Source organism: uncultured Nitrospira sp. (genome assembly GCA_902500695.1).
Lineage (GTDB): Bacteria > Nitrospirota > Nitrospiria > Nitrospirales > UBA8639 > Nitrospira_E.
On the sequence record CABVRQ010000017.1, the window covers coordinates 39,579 to 59,404 of the forward strand.

Here is a 19,826-nt window from a genome sequence, read left to right on the forward strand (position 1 = left end):
GCAATGTGTGAGGGGCGATGCCATGCATCGTCGGCTGACATTCAATGACCGTGATCGTATGGGGAAGACAAGCGATTGGCCTCAACGAACCCACGCTTCCTTAGCTCATTTACTGAGAGCCAACGGCGACGGCTTGTCCCTTCATGTCGGTCTCGCCTGACCTTTCGGTGGTTTTTTCCACTGACCATTCATTGGGCGTAATCTTTAGAAGATGCCCCTTGAGGGTATAGAACTCGCCTTCCGGTATTTCCACCTGATCAGTGCCCGTCACGTTGATGGCCAGCACGCGTTTTTTGTCTCCTCTGTTGGATAAAACCAAGCCGGTTTCCAACCGTTCCAGGTGATAGGCTCCTTGTTCGTTGATGACCAGGGAATTGGCTTCTATCTTTGCATGAATTTTTCCAACTTTATCGAAAATGGCAAAGTTGACTCGAACAGGGGTATTTCCGGTTTTTCGGAGTGTCATTTCGATTTGAGGGAGTCCGTCGACTTCAACAATTCCATTGGAATTGCGGTACCAGTGTGGTCCGACTTTCACATCCATGCCCACCATCCTCCTTTTTTCGTAAGTGAATAGACTAAATACCGAATCGTATTGTACTGACCGGATCAGCCTGGTGGCTAGAGGAAATGTTCCGGGGGGGAATGTTGAAAACAAAGGTTGCACCCTTCGAGATGCAGTTAGCGATGTGTTTTGGCCGCTTGGCCATGCTCACGTACTCCTCCGTACGCTCCGCCCGTCCAAGCAACTGCGGCCTTTCCTTCGAGAAGCCTCAGGACAGGACGAGCCTTTTTGAATACTTCTTGAGACGGTGAGGGGGCTTGGGATGTGATAGGAGGAGTTATGCGGAGAGGCCGTCAATGGTTCCTTGAGTCAGGACTTATCCTTGATTCGATTCAGGATGAGGGCAATGCACCCACCCAAGAGACCTCCCCCAAATATCGGGGGGCCCAATTCGACCAGCTTGATTTCCCATATGGGTTCATTGGCTAACATCAGATCGCGGACCCCTCCTTGAATCATAATGACAGCGAGGGCCATGAGGGACCCAATAATGAACCACCATCGAAAAACTTTAAACGATTCCATGAATTGTCCTTATGTCAGAATGGGTCGATCCAGGGTTCGGTACTGAATCGCTTCGGCCACGTGTGTGGATGAAATCATAACTGATTCTCCCAAATCAGCAATAGTTCGGGCCACACGTAAAATTCGCCCGTAGGCGCGTGCTGACAATCCCAGGCGAGTGACGGCTTGATCCAACAGTGTGTTCCCGGCTTGATCCAATTGGCAATATTTTTTGAGCAAGCGAGGCTTGAGCTGTGCATTATTTAAGGTCTGCTCAGCACGGTAGCGCTCGATTTGACAATGGCGTGCCTGGATCACCCTGTGCCGTATTTGGGATGAGGCTTCACCGATTGTCCTGCCCGATAGTTCTTTGACCGGGACGGCAGGGACTTCGATGTGGATATCCAGCCGATCGAGGAGCGGGCCGGACAGACGGCTTCGATAACGTTGAATCTGATAGGGCGTACAGACGCATTCATGGGTGGGATCCCCGCAATATCCACATGGGCAGGGATTCATCGCGACGATCAACATGAGTTTGGCTGGAAACGTGAGGCTGGCTTGTACGCGGGTCAGCGTGACGGTTCCATTTTCCAATGGCTGGCGCAAACTATCCAAAAGCGATCGCTTAAATTCCAATGCCTCATCCAAGAAGAGGACGCCATGATGTGCCAGAGACACTTCTCCCGGACGCGGGATGGATCCTCCTCCAACGAGGCCGGCTTCTGAAATGGTGTGATGAGGGGCACGAAAAGGGCGATTGGTGAGCAGGGCCGAATGAGGAGGAAGGTTTCCGGCCACACTATGGACCTGACTGGCCTCCAAACATTCCTGAAAGCTCATGGGTGGAAGAATACCTGTTAACCGTTGGGCTAACATGGTTTTCCCCGATCCTGGTGGACCCACCATGAGAAGATTGTGCCCACCAGCGGCAGCCACCTCCAGGGCACGTTTGGCCTGATATTGACCCACTACATCGGCAAAGTCTTCCTCGATGGAGGAAGGTCCAGGTTGCACGATGGAGAACGTATTTTTTGCAGGAAGAAGGGTGAGGGCCCCCTGAAGAAATTCCACCACCTGAGGGAGGGTCGAGACGCCAAACACGGTGGCGTGTTCCACCACGGCCGCCTGAGAGGCATTGTCGTGAGGTAAAATCAATGAGAAGGGGTGATGGGTGGCAATGGCCATGGACAGCGCTCCGGGAACCGCTTTGATTCTGCCATCCAGCGCCAGTTCACCAACAAAAATATAGGACGTGACGGCTTCCTGGGACAGGACGCCTTCGGCTACCAAAATACCGATGGCAATTCCCAACTCAAGCCCTGCCCCTTCCTTTTTTAATCCGGCTGGGGCCAAATTGACGGTGATTTTTTTTGCTGGAAAGTGGAACCCTGTATTTTTGAGTGCGGATCGGACCCGGTCCCGGCTTTCACGAACGGTCGCATCCGGTAGCCCCACGATGGAAAACTGTGGGAGACCACCGCCAATATCTACCTCAATTTCAATGAGATTAGCTTCTAATCCCACCAATCCCACACTCTGAATCTTAGCTAACATGCTTGTTTCATATATTGGAGATTACGACCTGTGGTGGCTGTACATTCACGGATGAGAGGTAACGCTCATGGGGGTTCCGAGAGTTCGTCATGTGAGCTTGCGGTTAGGGAGATACTGGTGATGAAAGAGCCGGGAGTTTCGGTGAAGGGGGAAGGGACGGTGGATTCGGAGGGGAAGGAAGTACAGGACTTGGTCCATCTTTTGGAAGGGTGGGTACGGTCTCTGGGCTCTGCACCGAATCCAATATGTCTTTGAGTTCCTTGCTTTCAATGTTGTCTAACGATTCTGCGTTCGGCGAAGGAACAGTTGAGTCCTGTATGGGTTGCGGTCCCTTAGAGGAAAGCTCGGAAGACAGTTCAGGGTGTGACGCGGGTTTCTCGGTGACTGGGGGGACAGCCCTTTGCCCCATTGCTGGAGGATTTGGTGTTAGCGCCGAGTTAGGTTGATCCGGAACCGGTTTGGCTGCAGGTGTAAGTTGTGGGCTCGAGTTCGGAGATTGTGCACCGGTGCGTTCCGGTGGGGAAGATACTGGCGTTCCTGGGGGTTGTGATACATCAGGTTTCAATGGGTGATCCTCTGTCACCACGGTTGTCGGTGGTGGTGGTATTGGGATTGCCCTGTTTGAGGTATCGCTAATTGGTGTGTCATCGGGTTTCACCCGTGACTCTTCGGCCGTTGAGGGATTGAGTGGAGGAGAAATTGGGTTTTCAGGAGGCATGGTTGTGAACGAGTCAATTGGAGAAACTGGAGGAGCCGGTTTGTTGATGAGTGGCGGCTCGGGGACCTTTAATTCAGGGGATGCAAGAAACGGGATGCCGAGCTGTTCCTTGTACATATAACCCATGGTGCCACCAATAAGGAGAAGCAAGGTGATTCCAAGCGTGACTCCTAATTTTTTTCTCGTATTGGCTCGGTGTATGCCTTGATAGTCGGTTGAGTGTCTCGGCCGAGTCACGGCAGGCGGTTGGTTTGGAGAGGGTACGGATACTGGCGCCTGTGGTGGAAGGCTCGGTACCTCTATCTTGGCTGTTTGGCTTTCTGTCGGTGGTTGAGGTTCTGCCGGGGTCGCTGGAGGGCTCGAAACCTCCGGGGCGAATTTTGTCAGTTGTTGATTCAAGATGGTGAGGACATGAGTTGCATCTTGAAGCCGGTGTGAGGACTGATTTCGGGTCATTTGGCGGATGAGCTCACAGATGGCTTTGGGGACATGGTCCGGGAAGTCAAACTCCGGGTCAGCCTGGTCAAAAGCCAATTTTCCCATAATCGATGTCTTTGGAAGACCGGAATAGGGCACTCGCTTGGTGAGCATGTCGTACATCATGAATCCCAAACAGTACAAATCACTGCTGAGGTTCAGAAGCTCGCTCTTGGCTGTTTCCGGGAGCAAGTAGGGTAATGGTCTAAGTAACTCGGCGTCACAGTTTTTCAGGATGTCCATCAGGATCCAAGATAATCCGAGGTCCATGACTTTGATCTGGCCTTGAGGGCCGACTAGGACGTGTCCAGGATGGAGTGTGCCGTGAATGATGCCTTGAAAATGGATATGAACTAACACTTCCGCAATTTCACGCGCCAGCAAGAGCATTTTTTCGACTGAAAGAGGCCCTTCATTGTGAATGACGTGTTGGAGACTGGGAGCATCAAAAAATTCCATGCAGACGACAGGAGTGCCGTCCTGCTCTTCTATTTTGAAGATTTTAATGAGATTGGGATGCTCTAATCGAAGGAGTGATTGGGCTTTTTCGATGAAGGCTTTTCCACGAATGAGCCGACCATTGATATGGGTATGGTAAACCTTAATCGCCATTTCTTGCCGAAGTTCGAGATCATACCCATAGTAAATGGTACCGGTTTGCCCTTTGGCAATTTCTCCTTGTATTTCGATTTTTCCGGGCAACAGTTGTGTATTCATGTGAAAAAATCTAACTGTTTTAAAGAACCTTTGTGAGAAATGAAGACGTATGGTGATTGATGCCCATTGAAACGAAGGCACACTTATCAATAATACTGAAGAAATTTCGGACCCATGGAATTCCTGCTCATCTTGTCGGAATACCGTGTGATTTTCTTGAATGGAGGGAATTCTTGATCTCTTGGAGTTTCGGATGTGGGTCAAAAGAGAAAGGCGTTTTTTTTAGGATCAGCTGGCAGAAAGATGAGAAGCCCAGCAATCCTTCGCTCAGAGAACCTTAAAGGCTGTTCCTACCTTCTTTAATGCCCGGAGGGCAGTTTCGAGATGCTCAGGCGAATGGTCGGCTGTGACAGTGATTCTGAGGCGGCTGGTCCCTTTAGGGACCGTAGGGGGGCGGACAGCAGGAATCCACACTCCCTCTGCTCGTAAGTGTTGGCTCATCCGGACTCCGAGTTCCGGGTCGTTCACCATGATAGGGAGAATAGGGCTCTGAGTGTTGGTCAGTTGGAATCCCATGGCCACTAAGCCGTGATACAAAAATTCCCGATTGCGCCAGAGTTTTGCTCTTCGTTGGGGTTCTTGTTGAATGATAGCCAGGGCTGCACTCGCTGCTGCGGCAATGGCTGGTGGTGGGGCAGTGGTATAAATAAATGAGCGTGAGGTATTGATCAGATAGGCCACGAAATCTTTCGGTCCCGCGACAAACCCGCCACTTGACCCAAGAGCTTTACTGAGGGTGCCCATTTGCAGGATGCGGCGGGGGTCTAACCCAAAATGTTCCACTGTGCCTCGACCGGTTGCGCCCATGACCCCTGTGCCATGTGCGTCATCAAGCAGCAGGGTGGCACCATACTCTTCTGCCAATCGGGCTATCTCGGATAGAGGGGCCACATCTCCATCCATACTAAACACCCCTTCAGTGAGAATCAGCGTCGAGGCTCGGGATCGTGGTTTTGCCAGAAGGCGCTTGAGATGGCCAACGTCGTTATGATGGAAGACGCGAAGTGTGGCCCGGCTGAGGCGGCACCCATCAATCAAGCTGGCATGGCATAACCGATCCGCCAAAACCAGGCTATCTGCCGTGGCAAGACTTGGGATGACTCCTATATTGGTGGCGTATCCTGAAGGAAAGGCGAGAGCCGCTTCTGTGTTTTTGAAACTGGCCAATTCCCTTTCTAGGACGTGATGAGGAGTAATGTTTCCGGAAATTAACCTAGAGGCTCCAGATCCTACCCCATATTTTTCGATGGCTTTTATAGCGGCGCCTTTTACATGTGGATGATTGGCCAGTCCAAGATAATTATTGGAGGCAAAAAGAAGGACTTCCTGCCCTTCCACTGAAATGACGGGGGCCGAGGGGGAGTTTATAAGGGATAATTCTCGCAGTAGGTGTCGTTGGGTTAAGCTCTGGAGGTCTTGTTTGAACATCGAGAGGCCAAACGGTTATGGATTTATAACCTATAGAACCTGTCGTCCACAGGTATTTCGTAATGAGATCAACCCTGATACAATAAATGTTGACTTGAAAAAACCATAATGATTACCATGGTTTATTTACTTCCACAGGCAATAAAATTATCACAAATGAGGAATCCTTTTTGTTGGAGAGGTTTTTAAGGGAGTTTCCCGGGACGATGTCGTTCACCAGGTCTCGTCCAACGTCAAATTAACCAGAGGGTGAGAATCATGAAAATCACTGGTGCAGAAATTTTCTTAGAAGCATTAAAGCGTGAAGGCGTGAAAACCATGTTTGCCTTACCGGGTGGAGTGGTTCTCAAAATATTCGATGTCTTGCACCAACAAAAAGATATTCGGGTGATCTTGACACGGCATGAACAAGGTGCCGGATTTATGGCTGTTGGATACGCGAAAGCAATGGGCAAACCCGGTGTGGCACTCATTACATCCGGCCCCGGAATGACAAATGTTATCACGTCTCTTGCGGACGCGTATATGGATTCAGTTCCCATAGTCGTCTTTTCTGGACAGGTTCCAACCGCCTTGATAGGCAATGATGCCTTTCAGGAGGCAGACAACATTGGTCTCAGTCGTCCGTGCACCAAATACAATTTCCTGGTCAAGGACGTGAAGGATTTAGCGCAGACCATTAAGGAAGCGTTTTATATTGCCACCACTGGTCGTCCTGGTCCGGTTTTAGTCGATATTCCTAAAGATATTTCGCTGGACAGAGCGGAATTTCACTACCCGACGTCTGTCTCCATTCGTGGATATAATCCAACCTACGACGGAAGTCGTTGGAAAATTAAGCAAGCAGCTGACGCGATTATGAAAGCGAAGCGTCCTATTTTATATGTAGGCGGTGGAGTGGTGTTATCCGGGGCCTCGCCGGAAGTGAAGGACCTGGCTGAGTTAACGCAAATTCCGGTGGATATGACGTTGATGGCGCTTGGAGCATTTCCCGGAAACCATCCGCTATCCCTTGGAATGCTGGGCATGCATGGCACATATGTCGCGAACATGGCTATGCATTATTCTGACCTGGTTATTGCCGTTGGGGCACGATTTGATGATCGAGTGACGGGCAAGGTTTCAGAATTTTGTCCCGATGCGACAATTATTCACATTGATATTGATCCGACCTCCATCCGGAAAAATATTCAGGTAGACATTCCAATTGTCGGTGACTGTAAGCGGGTGCTCACCGAATTGAATAATATCCTCCGTGCCACGGTGAACGGGAATCAAAAAGAACAACGGAAGCCCTGGTGGGATCAGCTGAATGCGTGGAGGCAAGCGCACCCTCTGCACTATGACCAAGATCCTGACGGATTAATCAAGCCCCAATTTCTTATTGATCGTCTGTATCAGTTAACGAGCGACCGAAATCCTATTTTGGCCACGGATGTCGGTCAGCACCAGATGTGGGCAGCGCAATATTTCAAATTGCAAAATCCTCAGTCCTGGTTAACATCCGGTGGTCTCGGGACCATGGGTTTTGGATTGCCGGCCGCTATGGGTGCGCAGGCTGCGTTCCCGGATCGTCTGGTTTTGTGCGTCGCTGGGGATGGCAGTATTCAAATGAATACCCAGGAATTGGCGACTGCGGTCGTCGAGCAACTGCCAGTTAAGGTTTTTATTATTAATAACCGGTTTCATGGCATGGTTCGCCAGTGGCAAGATTTGTTTTATGAAGGCCGGTATGCGTCAAGTTACCTGGGGACCGTTCCTGATTTTGTGAAATTAGCTGAAGCCTATGGGGCTGCCGGTATCCGGATTGAAAAGGTGTCGGAGATGGATAGTGGCATCCGTGAAGCGCTCTCCATTAAGGGTCCGGTCGTGATTGATGTCCCGACCTACCAGTTTGAAAATTGTTATCCCATGATCCCGGCCGGAGGCTGTAATCATGAAATGTTGTTAGCAGACCCCCCTGACTTAAAGAAGCCCAATGCGATGCAAAAAATCGGCACTCAGGCGGATTCAGATTCTGTAATCACGGCTTAGAGTACAACTATAAAAGGGTGTTATGGAGCACATTATTTCGTTGACCGTAGAGAATAAATTCGGATCATTGTCTCGAGTCGCGGGCCTCTTCAGCGGGCGGGGTTTTAATATTGAAAGTTTGTCAGTGGCCCCGACGCTGGATCCCTCTGTGTCCATGATGACATTGGTCACGAATGGGGATGAACCGATCATCGAACAAATCTTGAAACAGCTGAATAAACTCATTGATGTGATTAAAGTGGTTGATATTAGCGAAAGCGAGTTTGTGGAACGAGAGACTGCACTTATCAAGGTTCATACCCGACCAGAGGATCGAGCGGAAGCTCTTCGCATTGCGGATATTTTTCGAGCCAATGTTCTGGATTCCTCCCCTACCAGCTACACCATTGAAGTCACTGGAGATGTGAGGAAAGTCCAGGCGATCATCAATCTCCTGCAGCCCCTTGGCATCAAAGAGCTGGTACGAACCGGCAGGATTGCCATTGGGCGCGAACCGACACGATCGACACAAACCCAATCCCGACCGCTTGCGAAAGCGAATTAATCAGGCCAACCAACACCTCCCTTTAGACTGGGGGGATCCGTCCACCCTGATCGAAGGAACGACTAAGGACTATATTATCTTTATGAGGAGTGCATGATGAAAATTTATTATGAAAAAGACGCAGATCGACAAATTTTGGCCAATAAAACGGTGACCGTCGTGGGGTTTGGGAGCCAGGGACATGCTCATGCCTTAAACATGCGGGATAGTGGTCTTCAAGTGGTGGTAGGATGTCGAGAAGGTTCGTCATGGAATAAGGCTGAAGCGGCCGGGTTGAAAGTGATGCCGACCGCAGATGCGGTCAAAGGTGCCGATGTGGTGATGCTGTTAGCTCCCGATGAAGCACAAGCCGCCATCTACAATAAAGATATCGGTCCAAACTTAAAGCAGGGAGCCTATCTGGCCTTTGGCCATGGGTTTAATATCCATTTTGGGCAAATTCAACCTGCCAGCCATGTGAATGTGTTTATGGTGGCTCCCAAAGGTCCCGGGCATCTGGTAAGGTCGGAATATACCAAGGGTACGGGTGTTCCCTGTTTGTTAGCCATTCACCAGGATCCCGGTGGTCAGACGACTAAGGTTGGATTGGCCTATGCTTGCGCAATTGGTGGAGCCAGAGCCGGGGTTATTGAAACATCATTTCGGGAAGAGACGGAAACGGATCTTTTTGGAGAGCAGGCGGTCTTATGTGGAGGGATCACCTCGCTGATTCAGGCAGGGTTTGAAACATTGGTCGAAGCTGGTTATTCGCCTGAAATGGCCTATTTCGAATGTTTGCATGAAGTAAAACTGATTGTGGATCTCATCTATCAGGGTGGGATTGCCAATATGCGATACTCTATTAGTACGACGGCCAAATATGGTGATGTGACACGAGGTCCACGAGTGGTGACGGATGAGACCAAGAAAGTGATGAAAGAGATCTTGGGGGAAATCCAAAGCGGTCGATTCGCCAGAGAGTGGGTTCTGGAAAATCAAGCGAACCGGCCAGTGTATAATGCACTCTTGAGAAGGGGAGAAGAGCACCCCATTGAAGAAGTCGGTGCACGGTTGAGAGGCATGATGCCCTGGCTGCAAAAAGATCAGCTTGTGGATAAACAAAAAAATTGATGAGAAGGTTGCGGGACGTGAGACCCATTCCTAATGGCTGATCAGGCGAGAGGGATTCCTGTTGCCAAAGAAGGCGTCCCCTTTATTGCAGGTGGAGGCCTTCTGACCCTTGGATGTTGGCTGGCCGGGTTGGTTTGGCTCACATGCCTGATGGGATCGTTGACCCTGTTTACTGCCTGGTTTTTTAGAAACCCGGTCAGAACGATTCCTCAGGGGAGAAATCTCATAGTGTCTCCGGGTGATGGAACAGTCGTAGCGGTGGAAAAGGAATTTGAACACCGATTTCTCAAAGAACCCAGTATCAGAATCAGCATTTTTTTAAATGTATTTAATGTCCATATTAACCGGATGCCTGCTACAGGATTGCTGCAGGATGTCGTCTATGCTCCCGGGAAGTTTTTAGTAGCCAGTCGTCCGGAGGCTTCAACGGAAAATGAGCAAAATGCGCTCATGCTCAGGCGTTCCGATGGGAAAAAAGTACTTTGCGTGCAAATTGCCGGTTTAATTGCCAGGCGAATCGTCTGTTGGGTCAAGCCCGGTGAACAGGTTGAAGTAGGCGAACGGTTTGGACTAATTCGGTTTGGATCTCGGATGGATTTGTATCTTCCTCACGATAGTGCCATCCAAGTCAAGGTTGGCGAAAAAGTGAAGGGGGGATCGTCCATCGTGGCGGAGTTGCCATGCGTGGAGCCTTCATGAAACAACCCAAAAAACGACGGGTCGTCTATCTCATTCCCAATCTTCTGACCACTGGAAATCTTTTTAGTGGCCTAGCCTCTATCTTGTTTGTCTTTGGTGGCGATTATGGGCCTGCGGCCATTGCGATTCTTGTGGCGATCGTTTTTGACGTGTTGGATGGGACGTCAGCCCGTCTAATGAAAAGTACGAGTGATTTCGGGCTGCAATATGATTCGTTGGCAGATGTCGTGGCTTTCGGAGTGGCTCCGGGCTTGCTGATGTATTCGTGGGCGCTCAGTGGTCCGAAGATGTTGGGCGCCGCAGTCATGTTTGCCTTTGTTGCTTGTGGTGCCTTGCGATTGGCCAGGCATAACGTTTTGGCGACGACTGGCGGAGACGGTAAGCCGTTTACCGGGCTTCCTATCCCCGGTGCAGCAGGGGTGATGGCTACGTTGGTGATTTTCGATCACCATGTTGCGCCATTAGGAGAGCAGGTGAAGCCTATTCTTGGGATCGTCTTGACCCTAGGGCTGGCCTTTCTCATGGTGAGTACGTTTCGTTATCGTAGTCTGAAAGAATTAAAAACGCAGGAACATCACCACTTTAATTATTTGGTGTATGCTGTCCTCATTCTCATGGCGGTCTTAGCGTATCCACAGGCGATGCTCTTTGTCGTGTTTGCCGCCTATGCCCTTTCGGGCGTCTTAGAGCAAGGGTGGAAGCTTGTGGCGGGTATGATGGGGAAAAAGCCTGCGGAAGAAGTGGGGCCGGATGGACTCCACAAATGACAGGCAGGCAGGGGAAAAGGGACCTTGGATGAGGAGCAACTGTGGGGGAAATGAGCCATGACACGTATGATTCGAATTTTCGATACTACCTTGCGTGATGGAGAGCAGTCTCCCGGCGCGAGCATGAACATCGAAGAAAAAATCCTCGTGGCGAAGCAATTGGCTCGGTTGAATGTGGATATTATCGAAGCCGGTTTTGCGTTTAGTTCACCTGGTGATTTTGAAGCAATTCATCGTATTGCCCAGGAAGTGGAAGGTCCGGTCATTTGCAGCTTGGCCCGCGCGAAACCTGAAGATATTGACCGGGCTTGGGAGGCACTCAAAGGTGCACCCAAACGCCGTATCCATACGTTTTTGTCTTCTTCAGATATCCACTTGAAGCATCAATTTCGCATGACCAGGGATGAAGCCCTCAAGAGGGCGGTGGAGATGGTTCGCCATGCCCGTGGTTACGTTGAAGATGTGGAATATTCTCCCATGGATGCCACTCGGTCTGATTTGACCTATCTCTGTGAAGTTGTAGAAGCCGTGGTCGAAGCTGGAGCTGGAACGGTGAACATTCCGGATACAGTAGGATATACGACACCCGAAGAGTTTGGACGGATTATCAGGACATTAAGAGAACGAGTCCATGGGATAGAGACGGCCATTATTTCCGTCCACTGCCATAACGACTTAGGGTTGGCGGTCGCCAATTCCATGGCCGCCATTTATGCGGGAGCAGGCCAGGTGGAATGTACGATCAACGGGATTGGTGAACGAGCTGGCAATGCCTCATTAGAAGAAGTCGCGATGGGACTGCGTACGCGAACAGATTTTTACCAGTCCGATACCAATATACGCACCGAGGAAATCTCCAAAGCCAGCCGTTTGGTGAGCAATATCACCGGGATGGTGGTACAGCCCAACAAAGCGATTGTGGGTGCCAATGCCTTTGCGCATACGTCCGGCATTCATCAGGACGGGTTGCTCAAGGACAAAAGTACCTATGAAATCATCCGGCCGGAATCCGTCGGATTAACCCAAAGTCGATTGGTGATGGGTAAACTGTCTGGTCGACATGCCTTTCGTGAGGAACTGGCCAACCTGGGGTACACCCTTTCTGATCAGGAATTGCAAGAGGCCTTTGAACGTTTTAAACGTCTGGCGGATCAAAAGAAGGAATTATTTGAAGAGGATTTGGAGACAATCGTCAATAAGGCTATTACTAAAGTTCCTGAGCGCTATGTCTTAAAGGGGTTGCATGTGGAAAGTGGGTTGGAACAGCGCCCGTCCGCGATGGTGGAATTGATGATGGATGGGCGTATCGCGAAACTGACGGGTACGGGTGATGGTCCGGTGGATGCGGTGTATCGGACCATTGCGGCCTTGACTGAAACCAAAAGTCTTCTTCGTGCCTACATCGTCAAAGCGATTACGGGTGGTACCGATGCGCAGGGAGAAGTGTCCGTCCGCGTCGAGGAAAATAGTGAGACTGTTACCGGTCATGGATCAGATACGGATATTATTCTTGCTTCTGCGCAGGCCTACCTCAATGCGCTCAATAAATTGGCGGATTTGGCGGAACGACATGCCAGAGCCGAACAAAAAATCGGGTTGTGTTGAAGAAAGCGTTGCCTTCATCCAATCAAATGAGCCCCTCATTTCCTGCCATTTTATTGCTCTTGGGCATGTAGTTTCTGGTAGACCATTTCAGGTACGCAGTTATTGCTGGAATTAATTTAAAGATGTTTATCCTATTATCGGGGGAATCATGAATAAACGGATTGCCGTATTACCGGGTGATGGAATCGGGCCTGAAATTATGCCACAGGCGATTCGGGTTCTTGAGGCCATTGGCCAAAAATGTGGGCATCAATTTACCTTTACCTATGGGAAGGTTGGCGGGGAGGCGATTGACGCAACAGGGTTTCCGTTGCCGGCCGAGACCCTGAAGCTGGCCCAATCGAGTGATGCCGTCCTCTTGGGAGCTGTGGGCGGACCGAAGTGGGAGGGACTTGAATATGAGCGTCGGCCGGAACGTGCTCTACTCGGGTTGCGGGAGCAGCTTGGACTTTTCGCTAACCTCCGACCGGCAAAAATGTATTCAGCGTTAATCGGGTCGTCCAGTCTAAAACCGGAAGTTGTTGAGGGCATTGATATTCTGGTTGTTCGGGAATTGACCGGTGGGATTTACTTTGGCAAACCGAAAGGCATTGAACAAACGGCGACAGGACATCGGGGATTCAATACTGAAGTCTACACGACGGAGGAAATCCGACGGATCGCTGATGTGGCTTTTCAGGCAGCCCGGAAGCGGCGTAGCCTTGTTCACTCTATCGATAAGGCCAACGTTCTGGAGTCATCCGAGCTTTGGCGGCGAGAAGTAATCAACGTGCATCAGAGTTTCCCAGATGTGGAATTGCGTCACATGTATGTGGATAACTGTGCCATGCAACTCGTTCGCTATCCCAAGCAATTCGACGTGGTAGTGACGACCAATTTGTTTGGGGATATTCTGAGTGATGAGGCGGCGATGTTGACCGGGTCGATAGGCATGCTCCCTTCTGCCAGCGTCGGAGCGACAGTGGGAATGTTTGAGCCTATCCATGGGAGCGCTCCGGATATTGCCGGTAAAAACCTCGCCAATCCTATTGGGACCATTGCTTCCGCAGCCATGATGTTGTGCTATTCGTTCGAGTTGACGAAAGAAGCCGAGATGATTGAGTCGGCGATTCAGAAGACTCTTGAGCAGGGATATCGCACGAAAGATATTGAGAGTCAGGGGTGTATGCTGGTTGGAACCGCTGAAATGGGCGATCACATCCTAAAGCAGTTAGGACACTAAACAGATGATTGGGCAAGGGAAGAGTGGGCAGATTGTCACAATAGCGGGGACGGGAGAGTCTGGGTATGAGGGCGACGGACAATTAGGGACTCAAGCAATTTTGAATGAACCCAAGAATATGTGTTTTGATGCTGAAGGCAACCTCCTGATTGCCGATTCTGAAAATCACGTCATTCGCCGACTGATACATTCGACTGGTGTCATCGAAACGGTAGCCGGGTGTGTTGGAACCCGCCGCGTCGGTGGGGAAAATCCACAAGCACCGATTCTATCTCCAATTTCTCACGTAGATGAGGAGATTGATCCTCTTGCGGATGTGGAAGAGATTCCGGGCCAGGGCTACTCTCAAACCCCTGACCTGAGTGGAACGGTTCGCTACATCGTCGGAAAGGGGATTGGCAAAGATCGGTTTGCCGGAGATGGGGATTTGGCCACGAGTGCACAATTAAATTTTCCCTCCTCCGTTGCCGTTGATGCGGCAGGGACCCTCTTTATTGCCGACACGTGGAACCATCGTATTCGACGGGTAGATTCCCAAACGGGGATTATCCAGACCGTGGCCGGGAACGGTCAGTCGAAATGGACGGGGGACGGTGGTCCCGGGATTTCCGCTTCGTTGAATGAACCGGTGGCATTAGTCCTGGATGGTGCACGCCTCTATATTGCCGATCAGAGTAATAATCGCATTCGTATGCTGGATTTGGAATCAGGTGTGATTACGACCATCGCAGGCACGGGAGATTCCGGATACACCGGGGATGGCATGCCTGCTCTGGAATCTGCGCTTGCGGGACCGAGCGGGTTGGCACTCGATCACGATGGAAATCTCTATATCGCTGATACGTTTAATAGCCGCATTCGAATGCTGGACCACAACACGGGGCTTCTATCCACTGTGGCAGGGGATGGCGCCGAGTTTCGCTACGAGCGGGGAGTAAATGACCAGTCTCAGTCGTTGGCCAGGCCCTATGGCATCGCGATAACACCACAAGGACATGTGCTTATCACGGATTCCGATCATCACTTAATCCGGAAGTGGGATGTCAGGAAAAAGGAAATGACCCTTGTTGCAGGCAATGGTCAATCGACATGGTGTGGTGATGGAGGCCCGGCTTCGGATAGTAGCCTCAGTTTTCCGTTTGGTGTGGATGTGGACGCCATGGGCAATATTGCGATTGCCGATACCTTTAATCACCGCATCCGCTATATTCCTGTCTGAGAAAATTTCCTGAGGCCATCACGGGGGTGCCAGGATTTTCTGCCTCTGGTTGCTCGCCTGCCTGGGGCTTCCCTTTCGTCATTTTTGAGTCAAGCATTTTGAACTGATAGGATATCCGTATTATCTAGTGTCATCCGTGTTTCTCTTGAGGGAGTGAGCCTGACATGATGAAGAAAAAATCGGCCTATACGGTTGCGGTGGTTGGAGCAACCGGTGCTGTTGGAACGGAAATGATTCAAGTTTTGGAAGAACGGGATTTTCCTGTTGGGGAATTAATACCTCTGGCCTCGGCACGGTCCGAAGGCAATGAGGTGACGTTTCGCGGTGAAACCCTTCATGTGAAGGTACTGGAACACAACTCGTTCGAGGGTGTAGATGTGGCCTTGTTTTCGGCAGGAGCCGGTATCAGCAAAGAATTCGGTCCGATAGCTGTCAAGGCGGGAGCCGTGGTGGTAGACAATAGTTCAGCCTGGAGGATGGATCCCAAGGTCCCGCTCGTGGTGCCCGAAGTGAATGTCCATGCTCTTTCGGGACATCAGGGACTGATTGCCAATCCTAACTGTTCCACCATTCAAATGGTCGTTGCCCTGAAACCCTTGCATGATGCAGTCCGAATCAAACGGATTATTGTCACGACGTTTCAATCCGTTTCCGGAACCGGCAAGGATGCGATGGAAGAACTCGTTGAACAGTCTCGTCAACTACTCAGTTTTGGAGAAGCCAAAGTGGCGGTCTATCCTCATCAGATTGCCTTTAATTGTTTGCCCCATATTGATGATTTTCTGCCGAATGGATACACCAAAGAAGAAATGAAAATGGTCAACGAAACCCGAAAAATACTGGGTGAATTGTCTTTGCCGATTACGGCGACGACAGTCAGGGTCCCGGTCTTTATCTGCCATGCGGAGTCCGTGAATATTGAAACGGAGCAAAAACTGAGCGCCAATGATGCTCGAGCCATACTGGCCGCCGCTCCAGGCATTCAGGTCTACGATGATCCCGGTCGCAATTTGTATCCTCTGCCGATCGACGTGGCGGGGACCGATGCTGTATTTGTAGGACGAGTGAGGGAAGATGAATCGGTGCCCAATGGGCTGAATGTGTGGATTGTGGCGGATAATTTGCGAAAAGGTGCTGCGCTCAACGCCGTACAAATCGCCGAGGAACTTATACGATAATGCGTGAGAGTCGGCATGATGAGTGGAGTGGGAAAAGCCCTGATCCTGATGGAGTGTATCTTTCTGGTGTTGGGGCTTCTATTTCTTGCCATGGGGAAATGGTCAAACGCTGAGTGCGGATGGGGATGGCTTGGCCGGTTGCCGGGCGATTGTATTATCAAACGGGATCATGTGACGTTTTACTTTCCTCTTGCGACCAGCATCATTATCAGTGTGGTCGGAAGTGTGATGCTTTATTTTTTCTTCCGGCGGTAGGCAAGAGTTATGGTGTGTGTGGAACATCGCATCGGCATTGTGCTGCTTTTTGTCAGTTGGGTCATGTTGTACCCTCCGGTCGTTGAGGCTGCTGAGCCAGCTATTCGCGTTGGTCTTGCCGATGCTGCCCAGGTCCTGTCCATCCAATCCGCGGATTCATTTTTCCTCCGCCTGGCCTCTGGGAAAAGATTTCATATTTCAGGGCGAGTGACTATTCGAATGCAAGGTGCTGGTCTGCTGCTCAATGACCGTCCCGTAGCGGATTCACATCTGTGGGTTGAGGGATCAGCAGGCACCTATCAGGTAAGAGTGGAGACGAAGCAGGAAACGTCTGCGCCCAGCAATTCAGGGCCAGAATGGGTGGTACGCGGACCACTTGAAATTCAATCGAACCCGTCTGGATTAGCTTTGATTAACTGGATTGATCTTGAAGAGTATGTCGCAGGCGTGGTTTCGGGTGAAGTCGGGGCCAAGTGGCCATTGGAAGCTCTGAAAGCCCAAGCCGTTGCTGCCAGAACCTATGTGTTGTACAAGAAAATTGAAAACCAACAGCAATCGTTCGATGTGGTCGCTGGTGTGCAAGATCAAGTCTATCATGGCCATTCCGTACGAGCTGAATCCGTGCTTCAGGCTGTTGCGGCCACCAGAGGCCAAGTGGTGACGTATGACAATCGTCCCATCTTCGCGGCCTATTCGTCGACGGCTGCTGGTCCCACCGAGGATGCCTTATATGTGTGGGCATTGGACCTTCCCTATCTCAAAGGAGTCGACTGTCCATTTGATGAGCAAGCCCCACGGTATGATTGGCGTACATCATTTTCCTTCGACTTTCTGGAGCAGCAACTGCTCAAAGAAGGGTATAACGTTGGCAAAATCGCAACTTTTACACCCTATACCTTCACGCCTTCCGGGCGAGTCGATCGTGTGCGCCTGCTTCATTCTCGTGGAGAAATTATCCTGCGGGGGCAAGACTTGCGGCGAGTGGTCGGATACTCCAAAATTTTCAGTACTCAATTTTCCATCGAATCATTGGGGCAGGAAGTGGTGGTGGTGGGTCATGGGGCGGGACATGCCGTGGGGATGTGTCAGTGGGGCATGCGCGAGATGGCCGAATTAGGGTATGACTACCAATCAATTATCCGACATTATTATCCCCACACAAAACTTCTTCCTCTGGACCGCGTGATCCTTACTGCAGCTGACTAACTCTGTTGTCTTCTTTCCTTTCCTGGTCATGGATCTTTCCCAATTCAACTTTCCCTTTGACCAGACCCTGGTTGCCAAATATCCGGTTCATCCACGGGATCATGCCCGTTTGTTGGTGCTGACCCGATCTACCGGAGAGATCACCGATCGGCAAGTCAAAGATCTGCCCAATACATTACGACCTGGGGATTTACTCGTGGTCAATAATACCAAAGTCATTCCGGCACGTCTCTGGGCGAAGAAGGTACCAAGTGGGGGGCGGGTAGAATTGCTGTTTGTCAAAGAAATTGGTGAGGACCATGCAGAAGTCCTCATTCAGGGGAGAGTGGGAGTTGGACAGATTCTGGAATGTGCGGGTTCTGCCCGTGCGCAGGTAGTGGAAAAAGAGCCTGGTCGAACCGTGATTCATTGGCTTGGCCCAGGTACTTTGCGAGCATGGTTCCTGTCTCATGGAGAAATCCCGCTCCCTCCGTATTTGAAACGCCAACCGGTTGCACGCGATCAAGAGGATTATCAAACCGTATTTGCCAAGGTAGAGGGGGCTATTGCCGCGCCAACAGCCGGACTGCATTTTACGCCCCAATTGATTACCCAATTGGCAGAAAATGGAATCGGGACGGCCACGATCACTCTGCATGTTGGACCCGGAACCTTTCAGCCTGTCAAGGCGACGGATGTGGAGCGTCACGTCATGCATCCGGAATGGTTCGAAGTGTCAGAGGGGACCGCCAGGAGAATTTGTGAAGTTCAGAAGCGAGGCGGGAGAATTATCGCTGTCGGGACCACCGTGGCACGAAGTCTTGAGTCGGCCCTAGATGAGACCGGAGAGATCAGGGCCTGTTCGGGAGAGACCCGCCTCTTTATCCTGCCAGGATTTCAATTCCGGGTCATTGATGGGCTTCTGACTAATTTTCATTTTCCCGAAACGACTCTTTTGATGTTGGTTTCGGCGTTTGCGGGATTAGGGGAGGCCAGGGAAGCGTATGCTCATGCGGTACGCGAACGCTATCGGTTCTATAGTTATGGCGACGCCATGCTTATTCATGAATAATAGCGTTGGCAGAGATAGTGAGGAATCCGGAAGTGATTTTCTCTGCAGGTGCTATCTTACCTATAGTAAAGGGTTTGTGGTAAAGACGGATGATTAGGGGGCATATGTCTGTGGATTGAATCCCCAGCTGAGTCAGTGGGAGGACTTCAGACAGATATAGATTTGCAGGGTAAGGCCGGAAACTGCCTCTTACAACAGTTCCTCGTAAATTGTGACGTCCCCACGGGCTCGAAGAGCGGTTTGGAAGGCCTGCATGGCTCGTTGTTTCTTTTGCATGAGGAATTGAAGGCGAATCTGTTCTAAGACGGTGAGATCGGGCTCGGCCCCATCAAGCGTTTGTCGATCAGCGAGTTCTTTGACTTCTTTCATTTCTGTCGGTGTGAGTGTTGTCGCTTCCGAGACGAGCAGTCTCGCTTTTTCCGCCAGCAATTCGTTTCGGCGTTGCTCCTCATATTGATGGGGTTTCATCCGGTTGGCCGCCAAGATTCGCTGGTAATATTCTGAATCGAAGACGCCATCTTTTTGGAAATCTTTTTGGTTCACAATCGCATCGTGGAGTTCTTGAGCCGAGACAGCCAAATGCATTTCATCCGCCAGTAATTGCCAGGATTTTGTGGTGATCAATCCCTCGAGGGCGAGTTGCTGAATGGTCTCTTCTTTTACGTCTTCTTGTTTGAGTTGGTCCCGATAGAATCGGAAGTAACCTTGCTTTGTCCGGAGATATTCATCCTTGGAGACCTTATAGGGGCCAACGGTTGCCACGGCGTTACCTTGAGTGGAATCGTACCCATACCAACCCATGCCAATGACAAAAGTGACAGCGATGCCCAGAATGAGAAACTTGAGAATCCAGGGGTATTTTGCGGAACCCTCGCGTATAATTCGAATCATGCGTCCTGCCTCCTCAGAATTTCTTTGATGACCATGACGAAATTTTAAGGGCCGGCAACGGGAAAGGCAAGTGAGTGGG

At 50.6% G+C, this 19,826-nt stretch carries 18 protein-coding genes; 12 read left to right on the forward strand and 6 right to left on the reverse strand.

What is annotated here, in order from left to right; translation table 11 throughout:
- Positions 1 to 109: 109 nt before the first annotated feature.
- From AAH187_RS06525 to bioF, 5 genes are all read right to left on the reverse strand, one after another.
- Positions 110 to 544 (reverse strand): hypothetical protein, encoded by a 435-nt coding sequence (locus AAH187_RS06525; RefSeq protein WP_342347636.1) that lies wholly within the window; start codon positions 542 to 544, stop codon positions 110 to 112.
- A gap of 330 nt (positions 545 to 874) precedes the next feature.
- The gene (locus AAH187_RS06530; protein WP_342347637.1) at positions 875 to 1,090 is read right to left on the reverse strand and encodes a hypothetical protein; all 216 of its coding nucleotides are present in this window, start codon (positions 1,088 to 1,090) and stop codon (positions 875 to 877) included.
- 9 nt (positions 1,091 to 1,099) lie between these two features.
- Complete coding sequence (locus AAH187_RS06535) at positions 1,100 to 2,626, reverse strand: YifB family Mg chelatase-like AAA ATPase (RefSeq protein WP_342347638.1); 1,527 nt, start codon at positions 2,624 to 2,626, stop codon at positions 1,100 to 1,102.
- Between the two features lie 103 nt (positions 2,627 to 2,729).
- Positions 2,730 to 4,538, reverse strand: a complete 1,809-nt coding sequence (locus AAH187_RS06540; RefSeq protein ID WP_342347639.1) for a protein kinase — start codon at positions 4,536 to 4,538, stop codon at positions 2,730 to 2,732.
- 267 nt (positions 4,539 to 4,805) lie between these two features.
- Positions 4,806 to 5,966: an 8-amino-7-oxononanoate synthase gene (gene bioF, locus AAH187_RS06545; RefSeq protein WP_342347640.1), complete on the reverse strand. Its 1,161-nt coding sequence runs from the start codon at positions 5,964 to 5,966 to the stop codon at positions 4,806 to 4,808.
- A gap of 258 nt (positions 5,967 to 6,224) precedes the next feature.
- Between bioF and ilvB the strand changes: the two genes are divergently transcribed.
- The 12 genes from ilvB (at position 6,225) to queA (ending at position 18,856) form a co-directional block, all read left to right on the forward strand.
- Entirely contained in the window at positions 6,225 to 8,000 is a 1,776-nt protein-coding gene (gene ilvB / locus AAH187_RS06550) for a biosynthetic-type acetolactate synthase large subunit (RefSeq protein WP_342347641.1), read from the forward strand.
- Between the two features lie 22 nt (positions 8,001 to 8,022).
- On the forward strand, positions 8,023 to 8,544 hold the full coding sequence (ilvN, locus tag AAH187_RS06555; RefSeq protein ID WP_342347642.1) for an acetolactate synthase small subunit: 522 nt from the start codon (positions 8,023 to 8,025) through the stop codon (positions 8,542 to 8,544).
- 93 nt (positions 8,545 to 8,637) lie between these two features.
- The gene (gene ilvC / locus AAH187_RS06560) at positions 8,638 to 9,654 is read left to right on the forward strand and encodes a ketol-acid reductoisomerase (RefSeq protein ID WP_342347643.1); all 1,017 of its coding nucleotides are present in this window, start codon (positions 8,638 to 8,640) and stop codon (positions 9,652 to 9,654) included.
- A gap of 33 nt (positions 9,655 to 9,687) precedes the next feature.
- Positions 9,688 to 10,353 (forward strand): phosphatidylserine decarboxylase family protein, encoded by a 666-nt coding sequence (locus AAH187_RS06565; protein ID WP_342347644.1) that lies wholly within the window; start codon positions 9,688 to 9,690, stop codon positions 10,351 to 10,353.
- A complete protein-coding gene (gene pssA, locus AAH187_RS06570) occupies positions 10,350 to 11,120 on the forward strand; it encodes a CDP-diacylglycerol--serine O-phosphatidyltransferase (RefSeq protein ID WP_342347645.1) in 771 nt (256 codons plus the stop codon). The genes AAH187_RS06565 and pssA overlap by 4 nt, the downstream gene beginning before the upstream one ends.
- A gap of 57 nt (positions 11,121 to 11,177) precedes the next feature.
- Entirely contained in the window at positions 11,178 to 12,725 is a 1,548-nt protein-coding gene (locus AAH187_RS06575; RefSeq protein WP_342347646.1) for a 2-isopropylmalate synthase, read from the forward strand.
- Between the two features lie 148 nt (positions 12,726 to 12,873).
- On the forward strand, positions 12,874 to 13,947 hold the full coding sequence (gene leuB / locus AAH187_RS06580; RefSeq protein WP_342347647.1) for a 3-isopropylmalate dehydrogenase: 1,074 nt from the start codon (positions 12,874 to 12,876) through the stop codon (positions 13,945 to 13,947).
- A 4-nt stretch (positions 13,948 to 13,951) separates the two neighbouring features.
- On the forward strand, positions 13,952 to 15,166 hold the full coding sequence (locus AAH187_RS06585; RefSeq protein WP_342347648.1) for a hypothetical protein: 1,215 nt from the start codon (positions 13,952 to 13,954) through the stop codon (positions 15,164 to 15,166).
- A gap of 164 nt (positions 15,167 to 15,330) precedes the next feature.
- Positions 15,331 to 16,344, forward strand: a complete 1,014-nt coding sequence (locus AAH187_RS06590; protein WP_342347649.1) for an aspartate-semialdehyde dehydrogenase — start codon at positions 15,331 to 15,333, stop codon at positions 16,342 to 16,344.
- 15 nt (positions 16,345 to 16,359) lie between these two features.
- Positions 16,360 to 16,599, forward strand: coding sequence for a DUF2905 domain-containing protein (locus tag AAH187_RS06595; RefSeq protein ID WP_342347650.1), 240 nt, complete (start codon positions 16,360 to 16,362; stop codon positions 16,597 to 16,599).
- 9 nt (positions 16,600 to 16,608) lie between these two features.
- Complete coding sequence (locus AAH187_RS06600) at positions 16,609 to 17,805, forward strand: SpoIID/LytB domain-containing protein (protein WP_342347651.1); 1,197 nt, start codon at positions 16,609 to 16,611, stop codon at positions 17,803 to 17,805.
- A 28-nt stretch (positions 17,806 to 17,833) separates the two neighbouring features.
- The gene (queA, locus tag AAH187_RS06605) at positions 17,834 to 18,856 is read left to right on the forward strand and encodes a tRNA preQ1(34) S-adenosylmethionine ribosyltransferase-isomerase QueA (RefSeq protein ID WP_342347652.1); all 1,023 of its coding nucleotides are present in this window, start codon (positions 17,834 to 17,836) and stop codon (positions 18,854 to 18,856) included.
- A gap of 189 nt (positions 18,857 to 19,045) precedes the next feature.
- Here queA and AAH187_RS06610 read toward each other — a convergent pair whose 3' ends face one another.
- Positions 19,046 to 19,747 carry a SurA N-terminal domain-containing protein gene (locus AAH187_RS06610; protein WP_342347653.1) on the reverse strand — a complete coding sequence of 234 codons (702 nt, stop codon included), beginning with the start codon at positions 19,745 to 19,747 and terminating at the stop codon, positions 19,046 to 19,048.
- Positions 19,748 to 19,826 lie beyond the last annotated feature (79 nt).